We start from the raw sequence: 18,602 nt of genomic DNA, 5'->3' as shown, positions 1-18,602 counted from the left end.
CATCACACCTTTATTTTGCCTTTATGCTTGGCATAGGAGGCATAATTCATGTAAATCGGATTCTCAAGCAGTTTTTCAACTTTCGGCCCGGCATCACGTATCTCTTCAATCCTGTCGGTAACGGTGATGCTGAAAGCATCACTGCCGGCACCAGAGCCAAATGCAGTCATGAATATCCTGTCTCCTTCCACAGCCTGGTCAAGTATGGCAGCCAGTCCTATCATACATGAGCCGGAATAGGTGTTCCCCAATCTGGGAACGACCAGTCCGGTCTTAATCTGTTCAGGAGTGAATCCCAATGTTTTTGCCACATTTTGGGGGAATTTGCCATTAGGCTGGTGGAACACTGCATAATCATAATCTGAAGGTTTTGTACCGAGCTTATCCATCAGGCCGGATGCTGCAGAGGTTACATGCTTGAAATAACCCGGTTCTCCCGTGAACCTGCCTCCATGTTCCGGGTAGGGCATGCCTTCTCTTCTCCAGAAATCAGGAGTATCGGTTGTGAATGAAAAAGTATCCTCGATAACGGCTGCCAGGTCACTGCTCCCTATGATATAAGCTGCCCCTCCTGCTGCTGCAGTATATTCCAGTGCATCCCCTGGCGCACCCTGGGAGACGTCAGAACCGATGGCCAGTCCAATATCAATCATGCCTGCACCGACCAGACCCATACAGGCCTGAATGGCAGCTGTACCTGCTTTACATGCGAACTCAAAATCCGCGGCTGTCAGGTTGGGTTCTGCTCCCACAGCTGCTGCCACAATGGTGCTGGTGGGTTTCACGGCGTATGGGTGACTTTCAGACCCGCAGTAAATAGCTCCAAGCCTGGAAGCGTCGATATTGCCCCTGTTTATGGCATTGCGTGCAGCCTCTACTGCAATGGTTATTGCATCCTCGTCCAGATCTGGGACCGACTTTTCTTTTACCTTCAATCCGCCGATAATACTTTGTGCATCATCTCCCCAAACGGCTGCAATCTCTTCTAGTTTAATGCGATATCTGGGGACATACACACCGTACGAGACAATTCCTACTTTCATATGGTACACCTTTTTATCCGGAATTTTATTACTGATTTATTAATATTACTAAGATGATAATAATTAACAAATAAATCTATTGTGGTCACACCTTGCGTTCCTGAAGTGCTTTTATTATCGATTCAATTGACATATTTGTCGACATTAAAGGAATGTTCTCGGCCTGGGCGATTTTCTTTGCCACCGGGTCCACTTCGTTCCCGTCAAGACCATGAAGAACGATTACCCTGGGTTTGAGATTGGTGACCCTTATTGCGACCATCGGTGACCTGCCAGTTGAGATGCCCGTAAAGATCAATGCCCGTTCAGTACTCCAGCCATACAGTTTTTGAAATTCATAGAAGGGCATATCGAGGATAGCTTTCAGACTGTCGATGATGGTGTATCCGTATATCTGTTTTTCACTTTCTGAAATGGGTCGGTAAATAAATCTGGCATCTATGAGGGTCGATAACTCATCAAGGGACATGGGAGTGGTATATTCATGAATATCATAGATGATATTTGGATCATAACTCACTGATACCATGCTCTCATAGGCATGTATTTTCTTACTACCTCGCTGTCTGTCAATCTCAAGCAAAGCATTGACTATCTTGCTTACAATGACCGTACCAGGGGATTTTCTTCGCCCGCTTTCATAATCGCTTATAACCGAAGGGGATACTTCAAGGTGGCTCGATAGGTCCGACTGGGCCACGTCAAAATTCACGCGCCATTTTTTCATTACCTCGCCAGGTTTCTCAGACAGGGTTATTTCACCTGCCATTTTCTCAGCGAGACGGTTCTTAATGTCTGCCTCGTGCTTATCCCCTATCATTCTATGTCTAATTTATCTGCACTCAATATAAACATAACGAATGCAATATCGACATTTGACGAATCAGATTTCAGGGGTCATCACTAAATAGGTTTATCAAATATCAAATATTAGAGTCAACGAGGAATGTTTTGTTTATGACAGATGCAGAAATAAAAGCCGAACTTCTGGCTGTGGGTGCTGTTGATATCGACAGGGCATTGCTGGGCAATATCACTGTTCCTACCGCAGGGCCTGGAGCAGGCAACACTGCCTTTTTCTTTACCTGGGACGGGCACAGGGTCAGGTTATCTGTTGATGATGGGTCTCCATTAAGGGCTGTAGAGGATAATGGCGATATAGTGATAATTAAAGGTGGCAAGGAACTGGTGCGGGGACAGCTGGAAGTGGAACTTATCCACTGTCCAGGACAGGCATATATCACTATCAGTGAACGGTGTGTATTTGACTGCAAATACTGTCCGGTACCTAAATTGGCCGGCGATATTAAAAGCCTGGACAAGATAGTGGGTATGGTAGATGAAGCCAGCAAAAGCGGGAACCTGCATGCTATCTCAATTACTTCTGGTATTGCTGATACTCCCGAGAACGAGGTTGACCGTGCTGTTGAAGCGGTCAGGGCTCTCGTAAAATATCATGTGCCTATTGGTGTGTCGGTCTACCCGACAGCAGATTCAACACGGTTGCTAAAGGAAGCCGGAGCTGTCGAGGTAAAATATAATGTTGAGACCATGGACAGGGAGATATTCGACCGGGTTTGCCCTGGCATGGACCTGGACTTTATCAAGGATAGTCTCAAAGAAGCGGTCAGCATGTTTGGCAGGAACCGGGTATATTCTAATTTCATAGTCGGTCTGGGTGAAAACGACCAGATCGTGGAAGCGGGGCTGGAAGAACTGGCTTCAATGGGTGTGGTGCCTATTGTCAGGGCCGGAGGCATGCATCCGTTGCGTGAGGGGGAGATCGATGTACAGCGCCCTACAGCCTCACGGTTATTAAAACTGACAAAAATATTGCGCCATATACTGGATGAACACGGCCTGCGCGCTGATGTGTCCCAGACAATGTGCCTGCCCTGTACTGGTTGCGACATCAATCCCCATATCGACATGTAAGCCGGCTGGTACTATGACTGACGTGCAGTTCAGGAACGACCATTTCAGGCTGCTTGATGATGAATTGGCCCTCCATGCCCCTCATGAGGCGTGTGGTATACTGATTGGCAGGAAAGAACAAAGCAGTATCATAGTCGAGATTGTTGTGCCAATTAAGAACTCCAGACCCTCGGACAGGAGTTTTGAACTGGATCCCAGGGAACATTATGACGCCTGGAACCGGGCAGAGGAGGAGGGGATGGAAATTGTCGGGGTGTACCACACCCACCCTCATTCAAAAGCAAGTCCTTCAGCCTGGGACAGGGAAAGTATGGAGAATTACCAGACCCTCTGGGTCATTGTCGGTATTGACGGGATACATGGATTTGAATGGGACGGCGGTATTAAACCGGTTGAGGTAATTGAAATAAGCTGAAGTCAGTTGGAATCAGTCGAAGTCATTTGAAGTCAGAGAAAGTTAGTTGAAGTGGTTGAAGTTACTGCATCCCGCTCAAATGCCTGGAAATTGAATCCATGGCATCAGCAAGCCCTTTTTTATTATTGAAATACCGTACGATATCCTGCAGATACCATGTATCCATGTCCTTCAATTCCCGGACCATTTCAATCATGTTTGGTACTGCCCTGACAACGTTGTCAACAATAGATATCGTGGCCTGTTGTGCTGTTCTTGACAGGGGGTTCAGGTCCACGGCAATGACCTGTTTTCCCATTCTCACCAAAGCCTCGCACCGGTCACCATCTTCCAGCGGGACGAACACTACATCTGCCGAATAGATCCCGTCGTGGCAAACTTTGCTCCTTTGTGATGCCAGGCCGGGAATGGAAGCATCAGGATTGGCCCCCAGCACCTGTCCTGCTCCGTGAGCCTGCAGGTGCTTGATAATCTTCAATACCCTCTCCTCGGTCCTGTAGAACAGGTTCACTTCCAGGGGGGAGCCAGTTAGTTCTGATAGTCGCACCAGTTCGGCAGGGACCAGCGCTGCAGCATTGCCGTTCACTGAAATAATCCGCCTCCCGGCTAAAAGTATCATGGCCGAGGCAGCATATTCGGCAGCACGGGCAAAAGGTAGTGTTTCCTCACCGATAAGGTAATCAAAAGCCTCGCCCCTACCCTGTGCAATCAGTCCCTCCTGACTGGTAATGCCTTTATCCACTCCGCTGACTATACGATGCCTTGTCATCAAAGAGAGGTATCTGGGATGGTCTTGCGGAATATCGGTCATTAAGACTAAAGATAGGTGGCCTGCAGATTAAAACCTGTGGTTTTCACACAGGCTACCTGTCTGTCCGTTAACTTAATCGATATTGTCGTTCTTAAGTGGTCTGACCATTAATCTCTTTATAAGTTTTCTTCTTCCTATCTCATCTAATGTAGTATATATTGTCCAAAAAACGTCCATTTTTGCATCCCCTGCTAAATGTTTTTTTAAATTTACTGTTTGTTATTATATAAATTACGGTTATAATATATAAAGCTATTTATCCGCCTGGTCTTGCTCATACGCATTTTGCATCATCTGTTCATACGTCAGGTCAATTATTGTCTCGAGATGAGAAATATCTTCCAGATTGTACTTTATCAGGGTGTCCAGTGCGCCCTGGTCACCCCGCCTGTACCGGTGCCACAATCGTACGGCATCAAATCCTGTAAGACCTGTTGTCTCGGTGCTTCTTGCAAGGCCCAGCAGGGTCTCAATGTGCTTGAGGCCCCCTGACAAACCTATCCTGCGCAAAGGGTACATAAGGTCAATGTGCAACTGGTCAAAGCATATTTCCGGAAAATACCGGGAGATGAATGGCAGGTCGAACCGTGCGCCATTGAACGTAACAATGGTCTTGCAGCCTTCAAGTACCTGCGGAAACTCATCCAGGTCGATTCCGTTTATATATACCCGGCTCTCGCCACCACCGTACACCCCGATCATGGTAATTTCATCACGGTCCATGGACAGCCCGGTAGTTTCAATATCCAGGAATAATGTATCTTTCTTGAAATGCCGGTATCCCCGCCAGTGTTCCTTTGATGGCAGGGTATTGGCAAAATAGATATGGTCAGAAACTTCAAGCCGCTGCCTGGATTCTTCAATACCTTCAAGCAACTGGTCTATCTTTGGTCTTGACATGCCTGTTCGATGGTGGTTTTCGCAAAATTCATCCCATGAACGTATCCCACTGCTCCATATCTTTTTCTCGGTGGAAGCGCCGATGCGGGGAATGTGAATATAACTATTGGTTAGCACATTTGAATATAGGGCATACCGGTATAAATATCCCAACATTAATTATCATTGAGAATAGTAGGAGTAAGCATGATACGCGCAGGGATTATGGGTGCATCCGGCTATACTGGCGGCGAACTGATGCGCCTGCTGGGAAGTCACCCCCGGGCAGAAGTGGTATGTGCTACATCGCGCCGCCTTGACGGTAAACAGGTAAGCCAGACCCACCTCCACCTTAAGGGTTTTACAGACCTGAAGTTCCAGAACCTTGATGCTGGTGACGTTGCAGGTCAGTGCGATGTCGTGTTCACTGCAGTACCCCACGGCAGCGCCATGGATATTGTGCCGGACCTGTTGGAGTCAGGGACTAAAGTGATAGACCTCAGTGCAGATTACCGGCTGCCTGCCAGTGTTTTTGAGCAGGTGTACGGACTCAGGCACAGGGCACCGCTCGATGCTGTCTTCGGGCTGGTTGAACTCCATCCCGAGGTGCATGATGCCTCATTTGTAGCTAATCCAGGATGCTACCCGACCGGAGCCACGCTGGCAGCCGCACCAATGGCCGCGGCCGGATTGATAGAACGTGTGGTATTTGATTCCAAAAGCGGCATCTCAGGAGCTGGTGTAGAGCCAAGCCCTGTTTCACATTATCCTAACATGGCCGAGAACATACAGGCATATAAACTAACCACACACCGCCATGGTGCTGAAATGAGGCAGGAACTGGGGCGCCTTGACAGTAACATCAAGGTCAGTTTCACACCCCACGTCATCCCGTCTGTCAGGGGTATCCTGACCACTGCGCACCTGTTCCTGAAAACAAGGACCGAAGCTGCACAGGTGGCTGATATCTACCGTCAGTTCTATGCTGGCAAACCATTTGTCAGGCTCCTGGATGGCATTCCCATGCTGGGGCATGTTCGTGGTTCTAATTTCTGTGATATCGGATTTGAGATGGATGCTGACGGGCAGCGGCTGGTCGTGGTATCTGCCATCGACAACCTGGTTAAAGGGGCATCGGGGCAGGCAGTCCAGAACATGAACCTTATGTTCGGGCTTGATGAGACCTCAGGATTGTGGAATCCGGCAATTTTTCCGTAGGAAGTAATGAACATGCTGATAAAAGAGATAATGACAACAAATGTAATAATATGCAGCCCGGATGACATGGTCAAACATGCTGCGCTACTGCTTCGGGAACATAAGATAAGTGGTATCCCTGTGGTAAAAGATGGCAGGGTAGTGGGTATGGTCACTGGAAGCGATATACTGAAGCTACTTCAGGTACCTGAAAAATCCAGCCAGTTATGGCTGCCAAGTCCTTTTGAAGTTATCGAGGTGCCCCTGCGGGAACTCATCAGCTGGGAAGAAGCAAAACGTTCCCTTGAGGATGTCGGTTCCAGGAGATTGTCCGATGTGATGAGCAGTCCGGTCGTGACTGCAGATGTTTCCGATAGTCTTGAAACAGTGGCATCCAGGATGGTCAAACATAACATCAACCGGATGCCAGTACTGGACAAGGGCAAACTTGTAGGTATCGTAACACGCCAGGATATAATCTCTGGTATGGCACTGTCTGCCTGATCGGAGGTGAAACTCGATGAACGAGATAGAAGGCGGAATCTGTGCTGTTAAGGGTGTCAGTGCCTGGGGTGTAAAGCAGGGCAAGTACGGTCTTGCCTTGATCAGTGCTAAGGGCAATGCAGCAGGGGTATTCACCCGAAACCGCATTATTGCCGCGCCTCTTATTGTGACAAGGCAGCATCTTGAAGATGGCAAGCTGTCTGCTGTTATTGTGAACAGCGGTAATGCCAATGCTTTCACAGGTTTGGACGGTATTAAGGATGCCAGGTCAATGGCTGCACTGGCTGCTGAGAAACTGGGTATTGATGAAAAGAGTGTAGGTGTTGCGTCCACAGGTATTATTGGCCACAGGCTTGATATGGACATTATACTTTCCCAGTTGAACCAGGTTGAAAAAGGCCTGACCAATAGTTATGAGGGTAGTGAGCAATCTGCAAGGGCCATCATGACCACTGACACTTTCAGAAAAGAAGTGGCTGTGGAGCTTTCCGACGGTATACATATCGGGGGCATTGCCAAAGGGAGTGGCATGATTGAACCGAATATGGGTACCATGCTGGCGTTTATTTATACTGATGCTATTATGGATCCGGCAACATTAAAGAAGTGTCTGCAATCTGCTGTGGATAAAAGTTTCAATATGGTGGTGGTGGATGGCGATACCAGCACCAATGACATGACATTGATAACTGCTACCGGACAGTCGGGTACACCTGACCCTGACAAGTTCCAGGCCGGACTTGATAACGTATGTATAACTCTTGCCAGGATGATAGCGAGGGACGGTGAAGGTGCTACCAGGCTCATCGAATCCAGGGTAAAGGGGGCTGCCAGTCATAGTGATGCGGTACGGGCTGCAAAGGCCATTGTTCGTTCACCCCTGGTGAAATCGGCGATATTCGGATGTGACCCAAATTGGGGCCGGGTGGTGGCAGCAGTAGGATATTCAGGTGCACAGGTGGAACCTGACCTTATCAGCCTGGCATTTGCAGGCCAGAACATTTCGGTTGAGCTGGTACACGGGGGTAAGGTCATGGAAGTGATATCCGGGATTCTTAAGGAGATCATGAATTCCGAAGAAGTAATAATTAATGTTGACCTGGGGTTAGGAAGTGAGAGTGCTAAGGCCTGGGGATGTGACCTGTCCTACGATTATGTGCGTATCAATGCCGAATACACTACATGAACGGTAAATGTTCCTAACGAAACAATGAAGTGCTAAGAGTAATATTAACACTCCAGATTCAAGATAGACAATGGAGGACAATCGATGAAAGTTCTGATTAGTGATTCCCTTTCTGACAAGGGTATTGAAATATTGAAAAAGGAAGTTGAAGTTGATATTAAGACAGGAATGAGCCCTGATGAACTGAAAAGCTGTATCGGCGAGTATGATGCCCTGGTTGTCAGGAGCCAGACCCAGGTGACAGCTGACGTGATCGAGGCGGCTGCGAACCTGAAGATAATCGGGCGTGCCGGTGTGGGTGTAGATAATATTGATGTTGAAGCCGCCACCCAGCATGGTATTATTGTGGTAAATGCTCCCGAAGGTAACATGATATCGGCTGCCGAGCATACCATTGCCATGATGATGTCACTTTCACGGAACATCCCGCAGGCAAACCAATCCCTCAAATCAGGCAAATGGGACCGCAAGTCATTCACCGGTGTTGAGGTAAGGGGCAAGACACTGGGAGTCGTTGGATTGGGGCGGATAGGTGCTGAGGTAGCCAAACGAGCCCAGGGTATGGAAATGAAGATACTGGCTTTCGACCCGTTCATCAGCGAGGAACGGGCAGGGGAACTGGGTGTTACGCTTACCACGGTAGATGATATTGTACAAAATTCAGACTATATCACTGTACACACGCCACTTACCAAAGATACAAAGAACCTCATCGACAAGAAACAGTTAGATAAGGCTAAACCCGGCCTCCGTGTCATAAACTGTGCCCGTGGCGGTATCATCAACGAGGAAGCTCTGGCCGAGGCCGTTGCCAGCGGTAAGGTCGCAGGTGCTGCAATTGATGTATTTGTCAACGAACCTCCTCTCGGGTCACCTCTGCTTGAGCAGGACAAGATCATAGTCACGCCGCATCTGGGCGCTTCCACCGAGGAGGCACAGGTTAACGTAGCAGTGGATGTGGCAGAGCAGATCATAAATTATAGTAAAGGGCTCCCTGTCCAGAACGCTATCAATATGCCATATGTGAAACAGGAGGTAATGAAAGTCCTTCAGCCATACCTGCCACTGGCAGAGAAGATCGGAAGACTGGCTGCGCAGTTGATGGAAAATAAATACGAGCGCATCGAGCTATCATATAGCGGCGAGATCGCTGACAGGAATACCGGGCCTTTGACCGTAGCTGCCCTGAAGGGAGTGCTTGAATTTGCCATGGGGTCATCAGTGAATTATATTAACGCGCCGGTAATTGCCAGGGAGCGTAAGATCAAAGTTGTGGAGTCAAAGTCCAAAACATCTGAGAGTTATTCCAACCTGGTGGTGCTTCGTCTTACCAACAACGGTACTGTGAAGACGGTAGCGGGAACTATGGTTGGCACGAATCCCAGGATAGTGCAGATAAACGAATACAGTATAGATGTGTTGCCCTCTGGACACATGGTGGTAGCTTTGCATGAGGACCACCCTAATATTATCGGCCCGTGCTGTATTGTGTTGGGTAAGCATGACATCAACATTGCGGGTATGCAGGTTGGGCGCATCAAGGCAGGCGGTACGGCTATTATGGTGCTCAATGTAGATTCTGAGGTCAATGAGAATATCCTGGATGAGATCCGTGGTGTAAAAGGTATAATTGATGCGAAGATGGTATACCTTTAAGTCATACTATTCAAAAAATATAAGTAGTTTAAACGACTATAAGTACTTATTATGGAAGTATTATTTCGTGTAGTAGCTTCTGAAAAAGATGTGGAAGAGGTAACATCCAAGGATGATAATATCCATTTCTGTTTCAGACCCTCAGAAAAGGATATATTCAATGTAATCCGCAAAAATCCGAGAATAAAAATGATCCAGCTTCCGGTATCTTATTACAATACTCTGTCCAATACCACGAAAAAAATACTCTCTATGAATAATATAGAGATAATTGTGGGAAATGTCTGGGGACACAGGACTGATATTGACAAGTATAAGGTAGTAGAGATTTAAGTCTATACTTGTTTTTCAGGAACTTTAAGGCCTTTTAGTACTACCAGTTTTTCAAAAAAATGCCTGGATTCTGCGACTTTTTTTACTGAGATGCCTTCACCGTGCATCAGGTCGCATACTTCTTTTATACCTGTAAGCGAGGATATTAACAATAATACCTGTCCGTTCGGGTTAAGATGTGCACCCACGTCTGCTACAAACCGCCTGACCGTTTCCCTGCCATCAGGGCCGCCATTTAGCATAAGGTCATCCCAGCCCCCTACATGCTCATCTTCTGAGGTGGGCAAGTAAGGGGGATTAAAAACCACTATGTCAAAAGTGCCTTTTATACCTGCAAACAGGTCTGTCCTTACAACTTCTATCCCATTGAGTCGGGCACAGTGTACTGCATGCGGGTTGATGTCAGTGGCCAACACTTTCGGACTGTGGTCTTTGGCAAATACTGAAACAATACCGCTGCCGCAACCTACTTCAAGCAAACGGTTCTTGCCTTCGATAATTTCGAGCAGGGCATCGACCAGCAGGAAACTGTCTTCGGCCGGTTCATAGACATTTGGCAGTACCTGTATGGTTTTGTTGCGGTAGTTGATGGATGTCATATTTCATCCCTGATGATGTTGGAGATTTGCGCGAGTTCGTGCGGTGAAAGGGATTCAGGTCGGCGTTGTAGTATTGCTTCATCCAGTCGTGATATGTTGTCAGGGGGAATGCCCAATACGGGTAACGCAGAAGTGATGGAATTCTTCAACATTTTCCTGCGTTGTCCGAATACTACCCTTAATAATTGGTTAAAGAAATCCAGGTCATTGACATGATATGGTGCTTCCCTGGGTGTGAGCTTCAATATGGCAGATTTAACCCTGGGTTGAGGTTTAAAGGCTGAAGGGGGCACACTTTCCAGCATTTCTATTTTGGTATGGTACTGTGCCGTCACTGAAAGTCTGCTGTAGTCCGGAGTTCCTGGGGCAGCAACCATGCGTTTTGCAAACTCCAGCTGGTACATAAGAATGGCATATTCAAATCCGGCATCAAGAAGCCTGAAAGTAATCTCTGAAGATATCTGGTAGGGTAAGTTTGAAACAATTTTATTAAAATATGGCAGCTTGACCTTCAGTGCATCTCCATGTATCACGGATACATTGGAATTTCTGCACATGAATGACAGTCCATCAGCGAGGACGCGGTCCAGCTCTATAGTGATTACATTCCCGGCATATTCAGCCAGTTTCTTTGTTAGAATGCCGTTACCACCTCCGATTTCCAGAACGGTATCAGAAGCTTTCAGGTCTGCGTAGCGGATTATCCTCTCAAGTATGTGGTGGTCAACTAAAAAATGTTGTCCAAGCCTGGGCTTCATCGGCTATGAGTGCGAGGCTTCGGAGGGGTTGTGAAAAGGCGGTACTTTACATTCTCGTCCTTTAATTCATCAATGATCCTGTGAACTATCAACTTTTCGGGAGTATGCAGGCCCTTGACCCTTTCTGTGAGTTCCTTGAAACTATGGAATTCTCCTTTTTTCCGCTCATCTATAATGCCCCACATAAGTTTCTTACCTATACCGGGAAGAAGTTCCAGCATGTGAAGCCGGTTTGTTATGGGGTAGGCATCACTGAAGAAACGGACATATTTTGGTTCGTTTTCGGCTATAACTTTTTCAAGGATATATGGGAGTTCAAGTTGTGCTCCGTGGGTAAGTTCATTGTAGGTAATTCTGCGCTTGACATGGTCGATAATATCCCGGTCACCATCACCAATATAGACCTTGTCCTGAGATTCAGGTACAACTCCTTCTTTTGGCATCAGTTCCATCAGCACAAAATGTGATTCACCCACTGCCTGTACCAGTGGTTTTTTCTGGTGCAATGGCCTGGAATCCTCCGAGCTTCCATAGGGTAAATAATCCAATACAAATGCCCAATCTTCACTTCGAGGTTTTTTTTCCAATACCATACCTATCCACTCATAACCTTATTTCAAATATCTATTTTTTCAAATCGGAATTAAAATTTATACATAGCATTGCATATAAACTTTTACATTACCCAGGTTAAGAATTTAGTATGCAGCAGTAACAGCATCCAAAATCTGCGTAAGTTCTGTTTCAGATAGCGTAAATCTTTCCTTTGCGTATATTGACCGTATCTCGTCAAAGGAAGTCGGCATTATATCAGCAAGACGGAATGCAATATCCGGTTTCATTTTCTCCAGTTTGAGCAGTTCTTCTACTAATTTCCTGGAACTTGCTCCGTCCGTCTTAGAGGATTTTTCGGCATGGTTAATGGCTCTTCTGAGCTCATATCCCAGTTCTAGTTCCTGTTCGGTACGGGTCTCCCTGATATCTACCAGAATTTCCTTTGCTTCTGCAATGGTCAACATTTCTTCATTAAATACCTGTTTGACTATCATAAAAAACTACCTGGATATTGAGTATCTGTAATCATACCTGGGGGCTCAGATGCTGCGGAAACAGAATAACCTGTTTTGTGGCGTTCCCATCACTGACCGCTACAATGTAAGCACGGCCTCTCTGTCCGAGTACTTTACCGGTCCTGCCATGGAATTTTGGATTTGACATACCTCTGTGAACACTGGGGTCCAGTTTTATATGGACCGATTGTCCAACTTCAAATTCCTGGATGGCACGTGATACGGGACTAAGCCCTCTTTCCCGCACGCTTTTCTTCAATTTGTACCTGGTCTTCCTTCTCTCGCCGTGTGATTTTGACAATGTTATATCCTCCAATTAAGTTAAATGAATGTTTCTTCTACTTTTATTACGTCCAGTTCGGTAACGGTTGCCTCGACATCCAGATTCCGGGCAAGGCTGGGTACTGTACGTCCGTCGTCCCCGGATACCAGTTCTTTTACGTATAGTCCTCCCTGGCAGCTCACCACTATGGTGGCTATTCGGCCGTCGGGAGATATTTGTTCCAGTTCTATATTGTGTATCGCACGCACCCGTTCAAGATCAGCCCTGCGGTGAGATACTCTTGTGGGTGTTCGCTGGTTTATGGGAGTTCGGGCAAGTACGTCAATAGCTGATATAAGCTTTTCTTCTGATACCTGCACTTTAAATGTAACTCTTAATCTATAAACTTTATCTGCTTTTGCCTGTTTGATGGCTTCAACTGCCCGGTGGGATACAAATTTGAGTCCTTCGACTTCAACTTTACCTGCTGCATGGCGGTTGATCCTATGCTGTAGCCTTGTCAGGTCAATGTGGCGGCGGAGTGGTTCCTCAGCTTCTACAATAAAAGGCCTGCCCCTTCCCAGCATCAGGGCATCTATATCTTCCCGGCCCGCGCCGTGGAATACGGTATCTACAGACTCGGTAGCTTTTATCACTTCGGGTTTGATGAGTTCATCTACTGATTCGGGGTACATGGCTCCAGTGAAATTACAGCGCTCACACCCCCTGCCGTGGCATTCACGGCATGGCCAGCGTGTCTGTGGGATGCCACGTATCAATTTGCGGTAACGACCATAAATATACTGTGAGCGTATTTCAAGTTCAACATCCTCGCGGTCTATGTCCAGCAATGCTGTGATGTGGGGAGTTTTGAGGTCAGCTTTTTTGCCCAGTTTTTCTTCCACCCGCCGACCTACTTCACGGTTCATTTCGGTCTTTAAGGGTTCTGGCCAGGCGGTTCCCGAGGCGGCCCAGAGTATCTCTTCGTTCTCGATAAGCAGACCCGACGGGCGGGTGCCGATAAGGAATGTATCAAATTCATAACCCTCAAGGGCATCGACCACCCGGTCAGCCCAGATATCAAGTTGTTCGAACAGGCTGTTGCATACCCAGCATTTTCCGGATGTACCTTCTTCTTTCAGGCTTTTCCTGGCATTGACACTGCTATGTGATAGTAATTGTAACATTGAATCGTCTGAGGTCTCGTTGCGTATTCGGTCCGCTTCCATTGCAAGTGAGAGTTTAATAGCAGCTCCTCGCTGGTCGTTGGACAATCCTGTGGAGAGCTTTGCGAACATCCTGCCCATGCAGTGGTCGCAGATGGGGCCCTCGGACAGGATATTGGATGCAGTTTCAAAGATATGATTTGTCATGTTACCTCAAAATCAGAGGGGTCTTATAAGGGAGTTTTATTCTATATAGGTTTCGAATAGTGAAGAGATTTCTATTAGCTTCAAAAAACGGATTTAATGTATCATTTATTTCAAATGGGTTGTTACTAAAAAGGTCTATACAGTGATTGGGTTACAATTGGGGTTTTATGTATTTTATAGTAAGACTACGACCGACCCCATGGTGATGATTATAAGCATTATTATGATAATTATAAAAATTTTTAGATACATTTAAGTATCAATGAATTCACACAGTAAATAATAAAAAATTCAAGGTGGACAAATGGATTGGATTAGAGATTACCAGAAAAAATACATCGATGGATTTGGAAATATCAAGCAGAATTCTATTAAAGCAACGTTTCTGACCACTTTTTCGTTAAATAAGAAACACCAATCCCCTGCATGCTATACCGGACGGTCTCGAAGTCCACCTCGCGAAGCCTGCCGCTCTATTCCCAGGGCCGGGATGATCCTGGCTGTCACAATGCTTATTATGATGCTGTTCGCGGGATCGGCGAGTGCGGCAGTTACCGCATATTATTGGGAGCCTTCTTCAGGGGCAATAGATGCTTCGGGCTATACTGCTGATTGGGGTGCTTGCAACGCCCGGCCCACAGCATATCGGGTCACCACGCTTAATGATGTAGGATTGAATTGTGCTGATGACAGGCTGACAACCACGACAACTGGTGATCAGTTTTTAGCGATATTCCCTATAGCATATACGGTTCAGACCCAGGTCACCGGCCAATCAGGAGCTAACTTTTATCTCAGGGAACGAACTTCAATTGGTCCCGTCACATATCGTTTTGAACTTGGCTATGCGCAATCAGGTGCCTTTACATCGTTTGGATTTGTGGATCAGGTAGTACCTTCCGGTGTACAGCAGGCATATGTGGTTGATATGAGCAGTATTTCGGGAGGTGCCCCCGCAAACTCCTATCTAGCCCTGAAAGTTTCAGTTGCTTCAACAAGTGGCGAACAGAGGATATACATGGGTACTAGCAACTCGAACAGTGGGCAATTCTCAGTGGATGAAGTAGCTGGTTCAACAGCTCCAACATACAATGTCACAGTTACCCCATCTCCAACATCAGCAGGTGTGGTTGCAGGTGGCAGTACTGAATATACAATCACAGTCAATAATAACGGTAACACTGATGGCAATTATAGTCTCAGTGCAGTTGACTCCGACCCCACCAATTTCGGGTCCTCGCTTGGCACAACGACTTTAGCAGTACTCTCTGGCGGAAGTGCGCAGACAACACTTAATGTTACAAATGGCGGTGCTGGTACATCTGATACCACAACAGTGACAGCGACATCTGTGGAAGATCCTGCCAATTTTACCGGCTCAGGACAGGTTATAACAACTGTGATTGTGCCAAATCCTTCTGTCAGTGTTACCCTGACACCACCATCCCAGAATGTAGCACCCGGGAGTCAGGTATCGTATACTGTTACAGTGCAGAACACCGGAAATGTAGCCGACTCTTATACTCTTTCCCTTACCAATGCCAATACTGCCGATTTTTCCTATTCACTTAATTCTTCTACGACTGGAACGCTTAATCCGGGACAGCAGTCCATTAAGACCATGACAGTGACCGCATCTGCGGGTGCTACTGGCTCTCACCAGCAGTCGGTGACAGCCACAGGAAGTGCTTCGGACACCAGTAACCTGGTGACTACCACTGTGTTTACAGGTCCTTCTAAGATATTGGTCGCAACCAACAGGTATGTAGTGCTGGATGATGCAACTACGAGCGGTCAAGCTTCAGGGACTGGTTTTATCGTACCATCGAGAACTTGGACTAATGCTTTTGGGCCGGGTGTCAGGACGACAGTAAATATGTATGCTCTTGTACTAGATGCTGATGGGATGCCCCTCCCCTCTTCAAATGTGACATTAACTCTTAGGAATCCAGGTGGAGCCATTGATTACACACTTCCGACTTCCACAGACAGCAATGGACTTATTAATGTACCACGTGACCTCAATGCTAAGAATTATTATGGAAAATGGCAGGTAGAGGTCAATGCTTCTGGTGTAACCGGAAGTGCCCAGTTCATCTACAACTGGTGGGGTTGTGTTGGTGGAAATGGTTGTAGCGGTCATGGTAATGAGAACCTTGGCAGTGGTGCTCCCATCAGTTCACCATATGCAGGTGGTTCCGATGCTGTGGTGGGTGACAGAAGTCAACATGCAACTACCTGTACTGTGTGCCATTTATCCTATAATGGGCAGGGTTTATCCCAGTCTGTGAATACAATCGGTGCACACAGCAGCCTGAGTTGCGACAATGCCAACTGTCATGGCAGTATATCTTCTCATAATACCAACATGATTATTGGTAGCTGTACGAACTGCCATAGTAGTGCAAACACAACCATGAAGAGTACTCTGAACGGTATCGTATCCACTTATTCCACGACTTCAACATACCACTCTAATCCCGCCATTCCTTGTGTCATCTGCCACGGTCCCATGCACAACATTACTAAACCTGATCCTTCAGCAGGAACTTTAGGACCCACAGAGGACTCCCATTGTACTACCTGCCATCAGGGATTGACCCAGCATAATACTACAGTAGCATGTACTGAGTGTCATACCCAGGATGTACACGTGATCAAGTTCATCCAGAACGACAATAACTTTGCCACCACAAGGACCAATGCTGCCTCATGTCCTGATTGCCACGTGGGCAGCGGGCTGGCATCATTTGCCACTGCACCCAAAATAACACAAATAACCCACAGCAATAACATCCTCAATGGTACGCTGTGGGATAGAGGTGCTGATTTCTGGACTGCATCCGATGATGAATCCAAGTGCCTGTACTGTCACGGCGAGACCAAACACAGCGCTGTCGCTGCAGGTTACATTGCCAGCTTCAAGGGTGCCAATGTGATGGGTGGCGACCTTTCCGGCGATTGGTGTTCATCATGCCACAAGAAAGGCAGTACCAATTACAATGATATGCTCACCACTCTTAGCAATGTACCACCTGAAATAACAGGTGATTCCTTATATGGGAATTATTCAACAGGAGCCCAGGATGGAACATCTTATTATGACCATTCAACCATAAGCGGGTTCACAGATGCAGATTGTACAGAATGCCATAAAAGCACTGCTACAGAGATCACTCCACTTATGCATGAAGTTAAGAAAGCGAGTGGTATGACCTGTGCACGCTGCCATGCAGCCTATGGTACAGCCGTATTGTCCACACAGCACAACCAGAGCCTCAACCCCGGTGCTCCCACATGTACAGATTGCCATAACGATACCGGTTACGGTGATCTAAGTCATGCGAACGGTCCCAAAGTGTACACCGTGAACGAGACCAATACATGCCGGAACTGCCATATCGACGGTGTCAACGGCTTCTACGAACGCCATACCAGTTCGTCCGACTGTACGACATGTCACTTTGCCAATACCACCCAGCCATTCACTCTCAACGCATCACTGTACGCACATGACCACAACCTGGTCGTTGAGCATAGCTACTATGAATACAACACCAGCGGCGGTATGCCACTTGCGCTCAATGGCGGTACCGGCGTCGGCATGTTCCCGCAGTATACCTGTTCGTTACCGTGCCACGCAACCCGCAGTCCGGAAAAAGTCGATCTGGCCTCCCGCACCTGGCTCAACAGCTCACATGCCAATTCCCGGGCCGGAGCCTCAGACAGTAAGAACAACTGTGCCAAATGCAAATCGCCAACGAATTACGATGTTCTTCTCTCTGCTCTCAATCCCGTTATAGCAGAAGAAGATTGGGACGGCATCCAGTGCAGGGTCTGCCATAACCTGCATGACCGGAAGTATCCGAACAATACCGGTACCAGTGGAGCACCGATAGCATTCTATAACGCGACAGCCAGTTCATATGCGAACTACTCGGTCTATGATGAGATCTCCAACAATACTGAACTGTGCGAGAAATGTCACCAGCCTGGCGGCAGTCACGACAGTAAATTCGCCGGACCCCACAGGGATACCTTGAATTTCACCTGTACCGACTGCCACATGAACGCCAGTTTCAGCAAAGGAATGCATGAGTTTAAGGTCGAGAACATCACGTCCGCCCAAACCGGTTGTGAAGTCTGCCATAACCCAGCCGACCATACCTTCACCTCAACCGCTCTTCATACCGACAAAGTGGATTGTCTGGGCTGTCATGACCAGATGTATACCACTGCGAACGTGACCGGGTATGCCGTAACAGCAGACGGTAATTATGGTGTCTGGAACGATAGCGGAATTGTCACCACCTGGCATCTTTCCCACGGTGCACCGGCAACGTTCAAACCCCATAATATCAGTAGGGATGTCACCTGTGCCAAATGCCACGGAGCCAAATCGATCGTTACCGATCTGCCCATTGCACCGGTGTTATCCGGTGATGCCTGTGCAAGCTGCCATGCAGCCTATGGTACAGCCGTATTGTCCACACAGCACAACCAGAGCCTCAACCCCGGTGCTCCCACATGTACAGATTGCCATAACGATACCGGTTACGGTGATCTAAGTCATGCGAACGG

The 18,602-nt window shown here is 47.3% G+C and carries 18 protein-coding genes; 8 read left to right on the top strand and 10 right to left on the bottom strand.

Annotated features, from left to right (window positions below):
* Positions 1 to 2: 2 nt before the first annotated feature.
* The gene (locus K0A89_06950; GenBank protein ID MBW6518223.1) at positions 3 to 1,043 is read right to left on the bottom strand and encodes a hydroxymethylglutaryl-CoA synthase; all 1,041 of its coding nucleotides are present in this window, start codon (positions 1,041 to 1,043) and stop codon (positions 3 to 5) included.
* An 85-nt stretch (positions 1,044 to 1,128) separates the two neighbouring features.
* Positions 1,129 to 1,863: a transcriptional regulator gene (locus K0A89_06945; GenBank protein ID MBW6518222.1), complete on the bottom strand. Its 735-nt coding sequence runs from the start codon at positions 1,861 to 1,863 to the stop codon at positions 1,129 to 1,131.
* A gap of 137 nt (positions 1,864 to 2,000) precedes the next feature.
* On the opposite strand from K0A89_06945, the gene K0A89_06940 reads away from it, so the two are divergent.
* Both K0A89_06940 and K0A89_06935 read left to right on the top strand, forming a co-directional pair.
* Positions 2,001 to 2,978: a radical SAM protein gene (locus K0A89_06940; GenBank protein MBW6518221.1), complete on the top strand. Its 978-nt coding sequence runs from the start codon at positions 2,001 to 2,003 to the stop codon at positions 2,976 to 2,978.
* Between the two features lie 13 nt (positions 2,979 to 2,991).
* A complete protein-coding gene (locus K0A89_06935; protein ID MBW6518220.1) occupies positions 2,992 to 3,393 on the top strand; it encodes a M67 family metallopeptidase in 402 nt (133 codons plus the stop codon).
* Positions 3,394 to 3,454: 61 nt separating this feature from the next.
* On the opposite strand, the gene K0A89_06930 is transcribed toward K0A89_06935, so the two are convergent.
* Complete coding sequence (locus K0A89_06930) at positions 3,455 to 4,204, bottom strand: phosphopantothenate/pantothenate synthetase (GenBank protein MBW6518219.1); 750 nt, start codon at positions 4,202 to 4,204, stop codon at positions 3,455 to 3,457.
* A gap of 252 nt (positions 4,205 to 4,456) precedes the next feature.
* Entirely contained in the window at positions 4,457 to 5,221 is a 765-nt protein-coding gene (locus K0A89_06925; protein MBW6518218.1) for a ribonuclease H-like domain-containing protein, read from the bottom strand.
* 69 nt (positions 5,222 to 5,290) lie between these two features.
* On the opposite strand from K0A89_06925, the gene argC reads away from it, so the two are divergent.
* From argC to K0A89_06900, 5 genes are all read left to right on the top strand, one after another.
* Complete coding sequence (argC, locus tag K0A89_06920; GenBank protein ID MBW6518217.1) at positions 5,291 to 6,301, top strand: N-acetyl-gamma-glutamyl-phosphate reductase; 1,011 nt, start codon at positions 5,291 to 5,293, stop codon at positions 6,299 to 6,301.
* A 12-nt stretch (positions 6,302 to 6,313) separates the two neighbouring features.
* Positions 6,314 to 6,784, top strand: coding sequence for a CBS domain-containing protein (locus tag K0A89_06915; protein ID MBW6518216.1), 471 nt, complete (start codon positions 6,314 to 6,316; stop codon positions 6,782 to 6,784).
* A 16-nt stretch (positions 6,785 to 6,800) separates the two neighbouring features.
* Positions 6,801 to 7,970: a bifunctional ornithine acetyltransferase/N-acetylglutamate synthase gene (argJ, locus tag K0A89_06910; GenBank protein MBW6518215.1), complete on the top strand. Its 1,170-nt coding sequence runs from the start codon at positions 6,801 to 6,803 to the stop codon at positions 7,968 to 7,970.
* An 84-nt stretch (positions 7,971 to 8,054) separates the two neighbouring features.
* Positions 8,055 to 9,626, top strand: coding sequence for a phosphoglycerate dehydrogenase (serA, locus tag K0A89_06905; protein ID MBW6518214.1), 1,572 nt, complete (start codon positions 8,055 to 8,057; stop codon positions 9,624 to 9,626).
* 51 nt (positions 9,627 to 9,677) lie between these two features.
* Positions 9,678 to 9,959: a DUF1699 family protein gene (locus K0A89_06900; GenBank protein ID MBW6518213.1), complete on the top strand. Its 282-nt coding sequence runs from the start codon at positions 9,678 to 9,680 to the stop codon at positions 9,957 to 9,959.
* A gap of 2 nt (positions 9,960 to 9,961) precedes the next feature.
* Here K0A89_06900 and K0A89_06895 read toward each other — a convergent pair whose 3' ends face one another.
* The 6 genes from K0A89_06895 to K0A89_06870 form a co-directional block, all read right to left on the bottom strand.
* Positions 9,962 to 10,558: a methyltransferase gene (locus tag K0A89_06895; GenBank protein MBW6518212.1), complete on the bottom strand. Its 597-nt coding sequence runs from the start codon at positions 10,556 to 10,558 to the stop codon at positions 9,962 to 9,964.
* Positions 10,555 to 11,316: a 16S ribosomal RNA methyltransferase A gene (locus K0A89_06890; GenBank protein ID MBW6518211.1), complete on the bottom strand. Its 762-nt coding sequence runs from the start codon at positions 11,314 to 11,316 to the stop codon at positions 10,555 to 10,557. The genes K0A89_06895 and K0A89_06890 overlap by 4 nt, the downstream gene beginning before the upstream one ends.
* A complete protein-coding gene (locus K0A89_06885; protein MBW6518210.1) occupies positions 11,313 to 11,909 on the bottom strand; it encodes a DUF655 domain-containing protein in 597 nt (198 codons plus the stop codon). The genes K0A89_06890 and K0A89_06885 overlap by 4 nt, the downstream gene beginning before the upstream one ends.
* 105 nt (positions 11,910 to 12,014) lie before the next feature.
* On the bottom strand, positions 12,015 to 12,365 hold the full coding sequence (locus tag K0A89_06880; GenBank protein ID MBW6518209.1) for an RNA polymerase Rpb4 family protein: 351 nt from the start codon (positions 12,363 to 12,365) through the stop codon (positions 12,015 to 12,017).
* 31 nt (positions 12,366 to 12,396) lie between these two features.
* On the bottom strand, positions 12,397 to 12,687 hold the full coding sequence (locus tag K0A89_06875; protein MBW6518208.1) for a 50S ribosomal protein L21e: 291 nt from the start codon (positions 12,685 to 12,687) through the stop codon (positions 12,397 to 12,399).
* Positions 12,688 to 12,707: 20 nt separating this feature from the next.
* Complete coding sequence (locus K0A89_06870) at positions 12,708 to 14,021, bottom strand: tRNA pseudouridine(54/55) synthase Pus10 (GenBank protein MBW6518207.1); 1,314 nt, start codon at positions 14,019 to 14,021, stop codon at positions 12,708 to 12,710.
* Between the two features lie 304 nt (positions 14,022 to 14,325).
* Here K0A89_06870 and K0A89_06865 point away from each other — a divergent pair.
* Positions 14,326 to 18,602 (top strand): hypothetical protein (locus K0A89_06865; GenBank protein MBW6518206.1); only part of this gene is annotated, 4,277 nt, incomplete at its 3' end.

Source organism: ANME-2 cluster archaeon (assembly GCA_019429385.1).
In the GTDB taxonomy this organism is placed as follows: Archaea; Halobacteriota; Methanosarcinia; order Methanosarcinales; family Methanocomedenaceae; genus Methanocomedens_B.
Note: the sequence above shows the minus strand (reverse complement) of the source record. Positions and strands in the feature narration are given on the sequence as shown.

Bases quoted from the DNA above. Each gene is read 5' to 3' on its own strand.
- K0A89_06950 (MBW6518223.1), bottom strand. From the start codon at position 1,043: ATGAAAGTAGGAATTGTCTCGTACGGTGTGTATGTCCCCAGATATCGC.
- K0A89_06945 (MBW6518222.1), bottom strand. From the start codon at position 1,863: ATGATAGGGGATAAGCACGAGGCAGACATTAAGAACCGTCTCGCTGAG.
- K0A89_06940 (MBW6518221.1), top strand. From the start codon at position 2,001: ATGACAGATGCAGAAATAAAAGCCGAACTTCTGGCTGTGGGTGCTGTT.
- K0A89_06935 (MBW6518220.1), top strand. From the start codon at position 2,992: ATGACTGACGTGCAGTTCAGGAACGACCATTTCAGGCTGCTTGATGAT.
- K0A89_06930 (MBW6518219.1), bottom strand. From the start codon at position 4,204: ATGACCGATATTCCGCAAGACCATCCCAGATACCTCTCTTTGATGACA.
- argC (MBW6518217.1), top strand. From the start codon at position 5,291: ATGATACGCGCAGGGATTATGGGTGCATCCGGCTATACTGGCGGCGAA.
- K0A89_06915 (MBW6518216.1), top strand. From the start codon at position 6,314: ATGCTGATAAAAGAGATAATGACAACAAATGTAATAATATGCAGCCCG.
- argJ (MBW6518215.1), top strand. From the start codon at position 6,801: ATGAACGAGATAGAAGGCGGAATCTGTGCTGTTAAGGGTGTCAGTGCC.
- serA (MBW6518214.1), top strand. From the start codon at position 8,055: ATGAAAGTTCTGATTAGTGATTCCCTTTCTGACAAGGGTATTGAAATA.
- K0A89_06900 (MBW6518213.1), top strand. From the start codon at position 9,678: ATGGAAGTATTATTTCGTGTAGTAGCTTCTGAAAAAGATGTGGAAGAG.
- K0A89_06895 (MBW6518212.1), bottom strand. From the start codon at position 10,558: ATGACATCCATCAACTACCGCAACAAAACCATACAGGTACTGCCAAAT.
- K0A89_06890 (MBW6518211.1), bottom strand. From the start codon at position 11,316: ATGAAGCCCAGGCTTGGACAACATTTTTTAGTTGACCACCACATACTT.
- K0A89_06885 (MBW6518210.1), bottom strand. From the start codon at position 11,909: ATGGTATTGGAAAAAAAACCTCGAAGTGAAGATTGGGCATTTGTATTG.
- K0A89_06880 (MBW6518209.1), bottom strand. From the start codon at position 12,365: ATGATAGTCAAACAGGTATTTAATGAAGAAATGTTGACCATTGCAGAA.
- K0A89_06870 (MBW6518207.1), bottom strand. From the start codon at position 14,021: ATGACAAATCATATCTTTGAAACTGCATCCAATATCCTGTCCGAGGGC.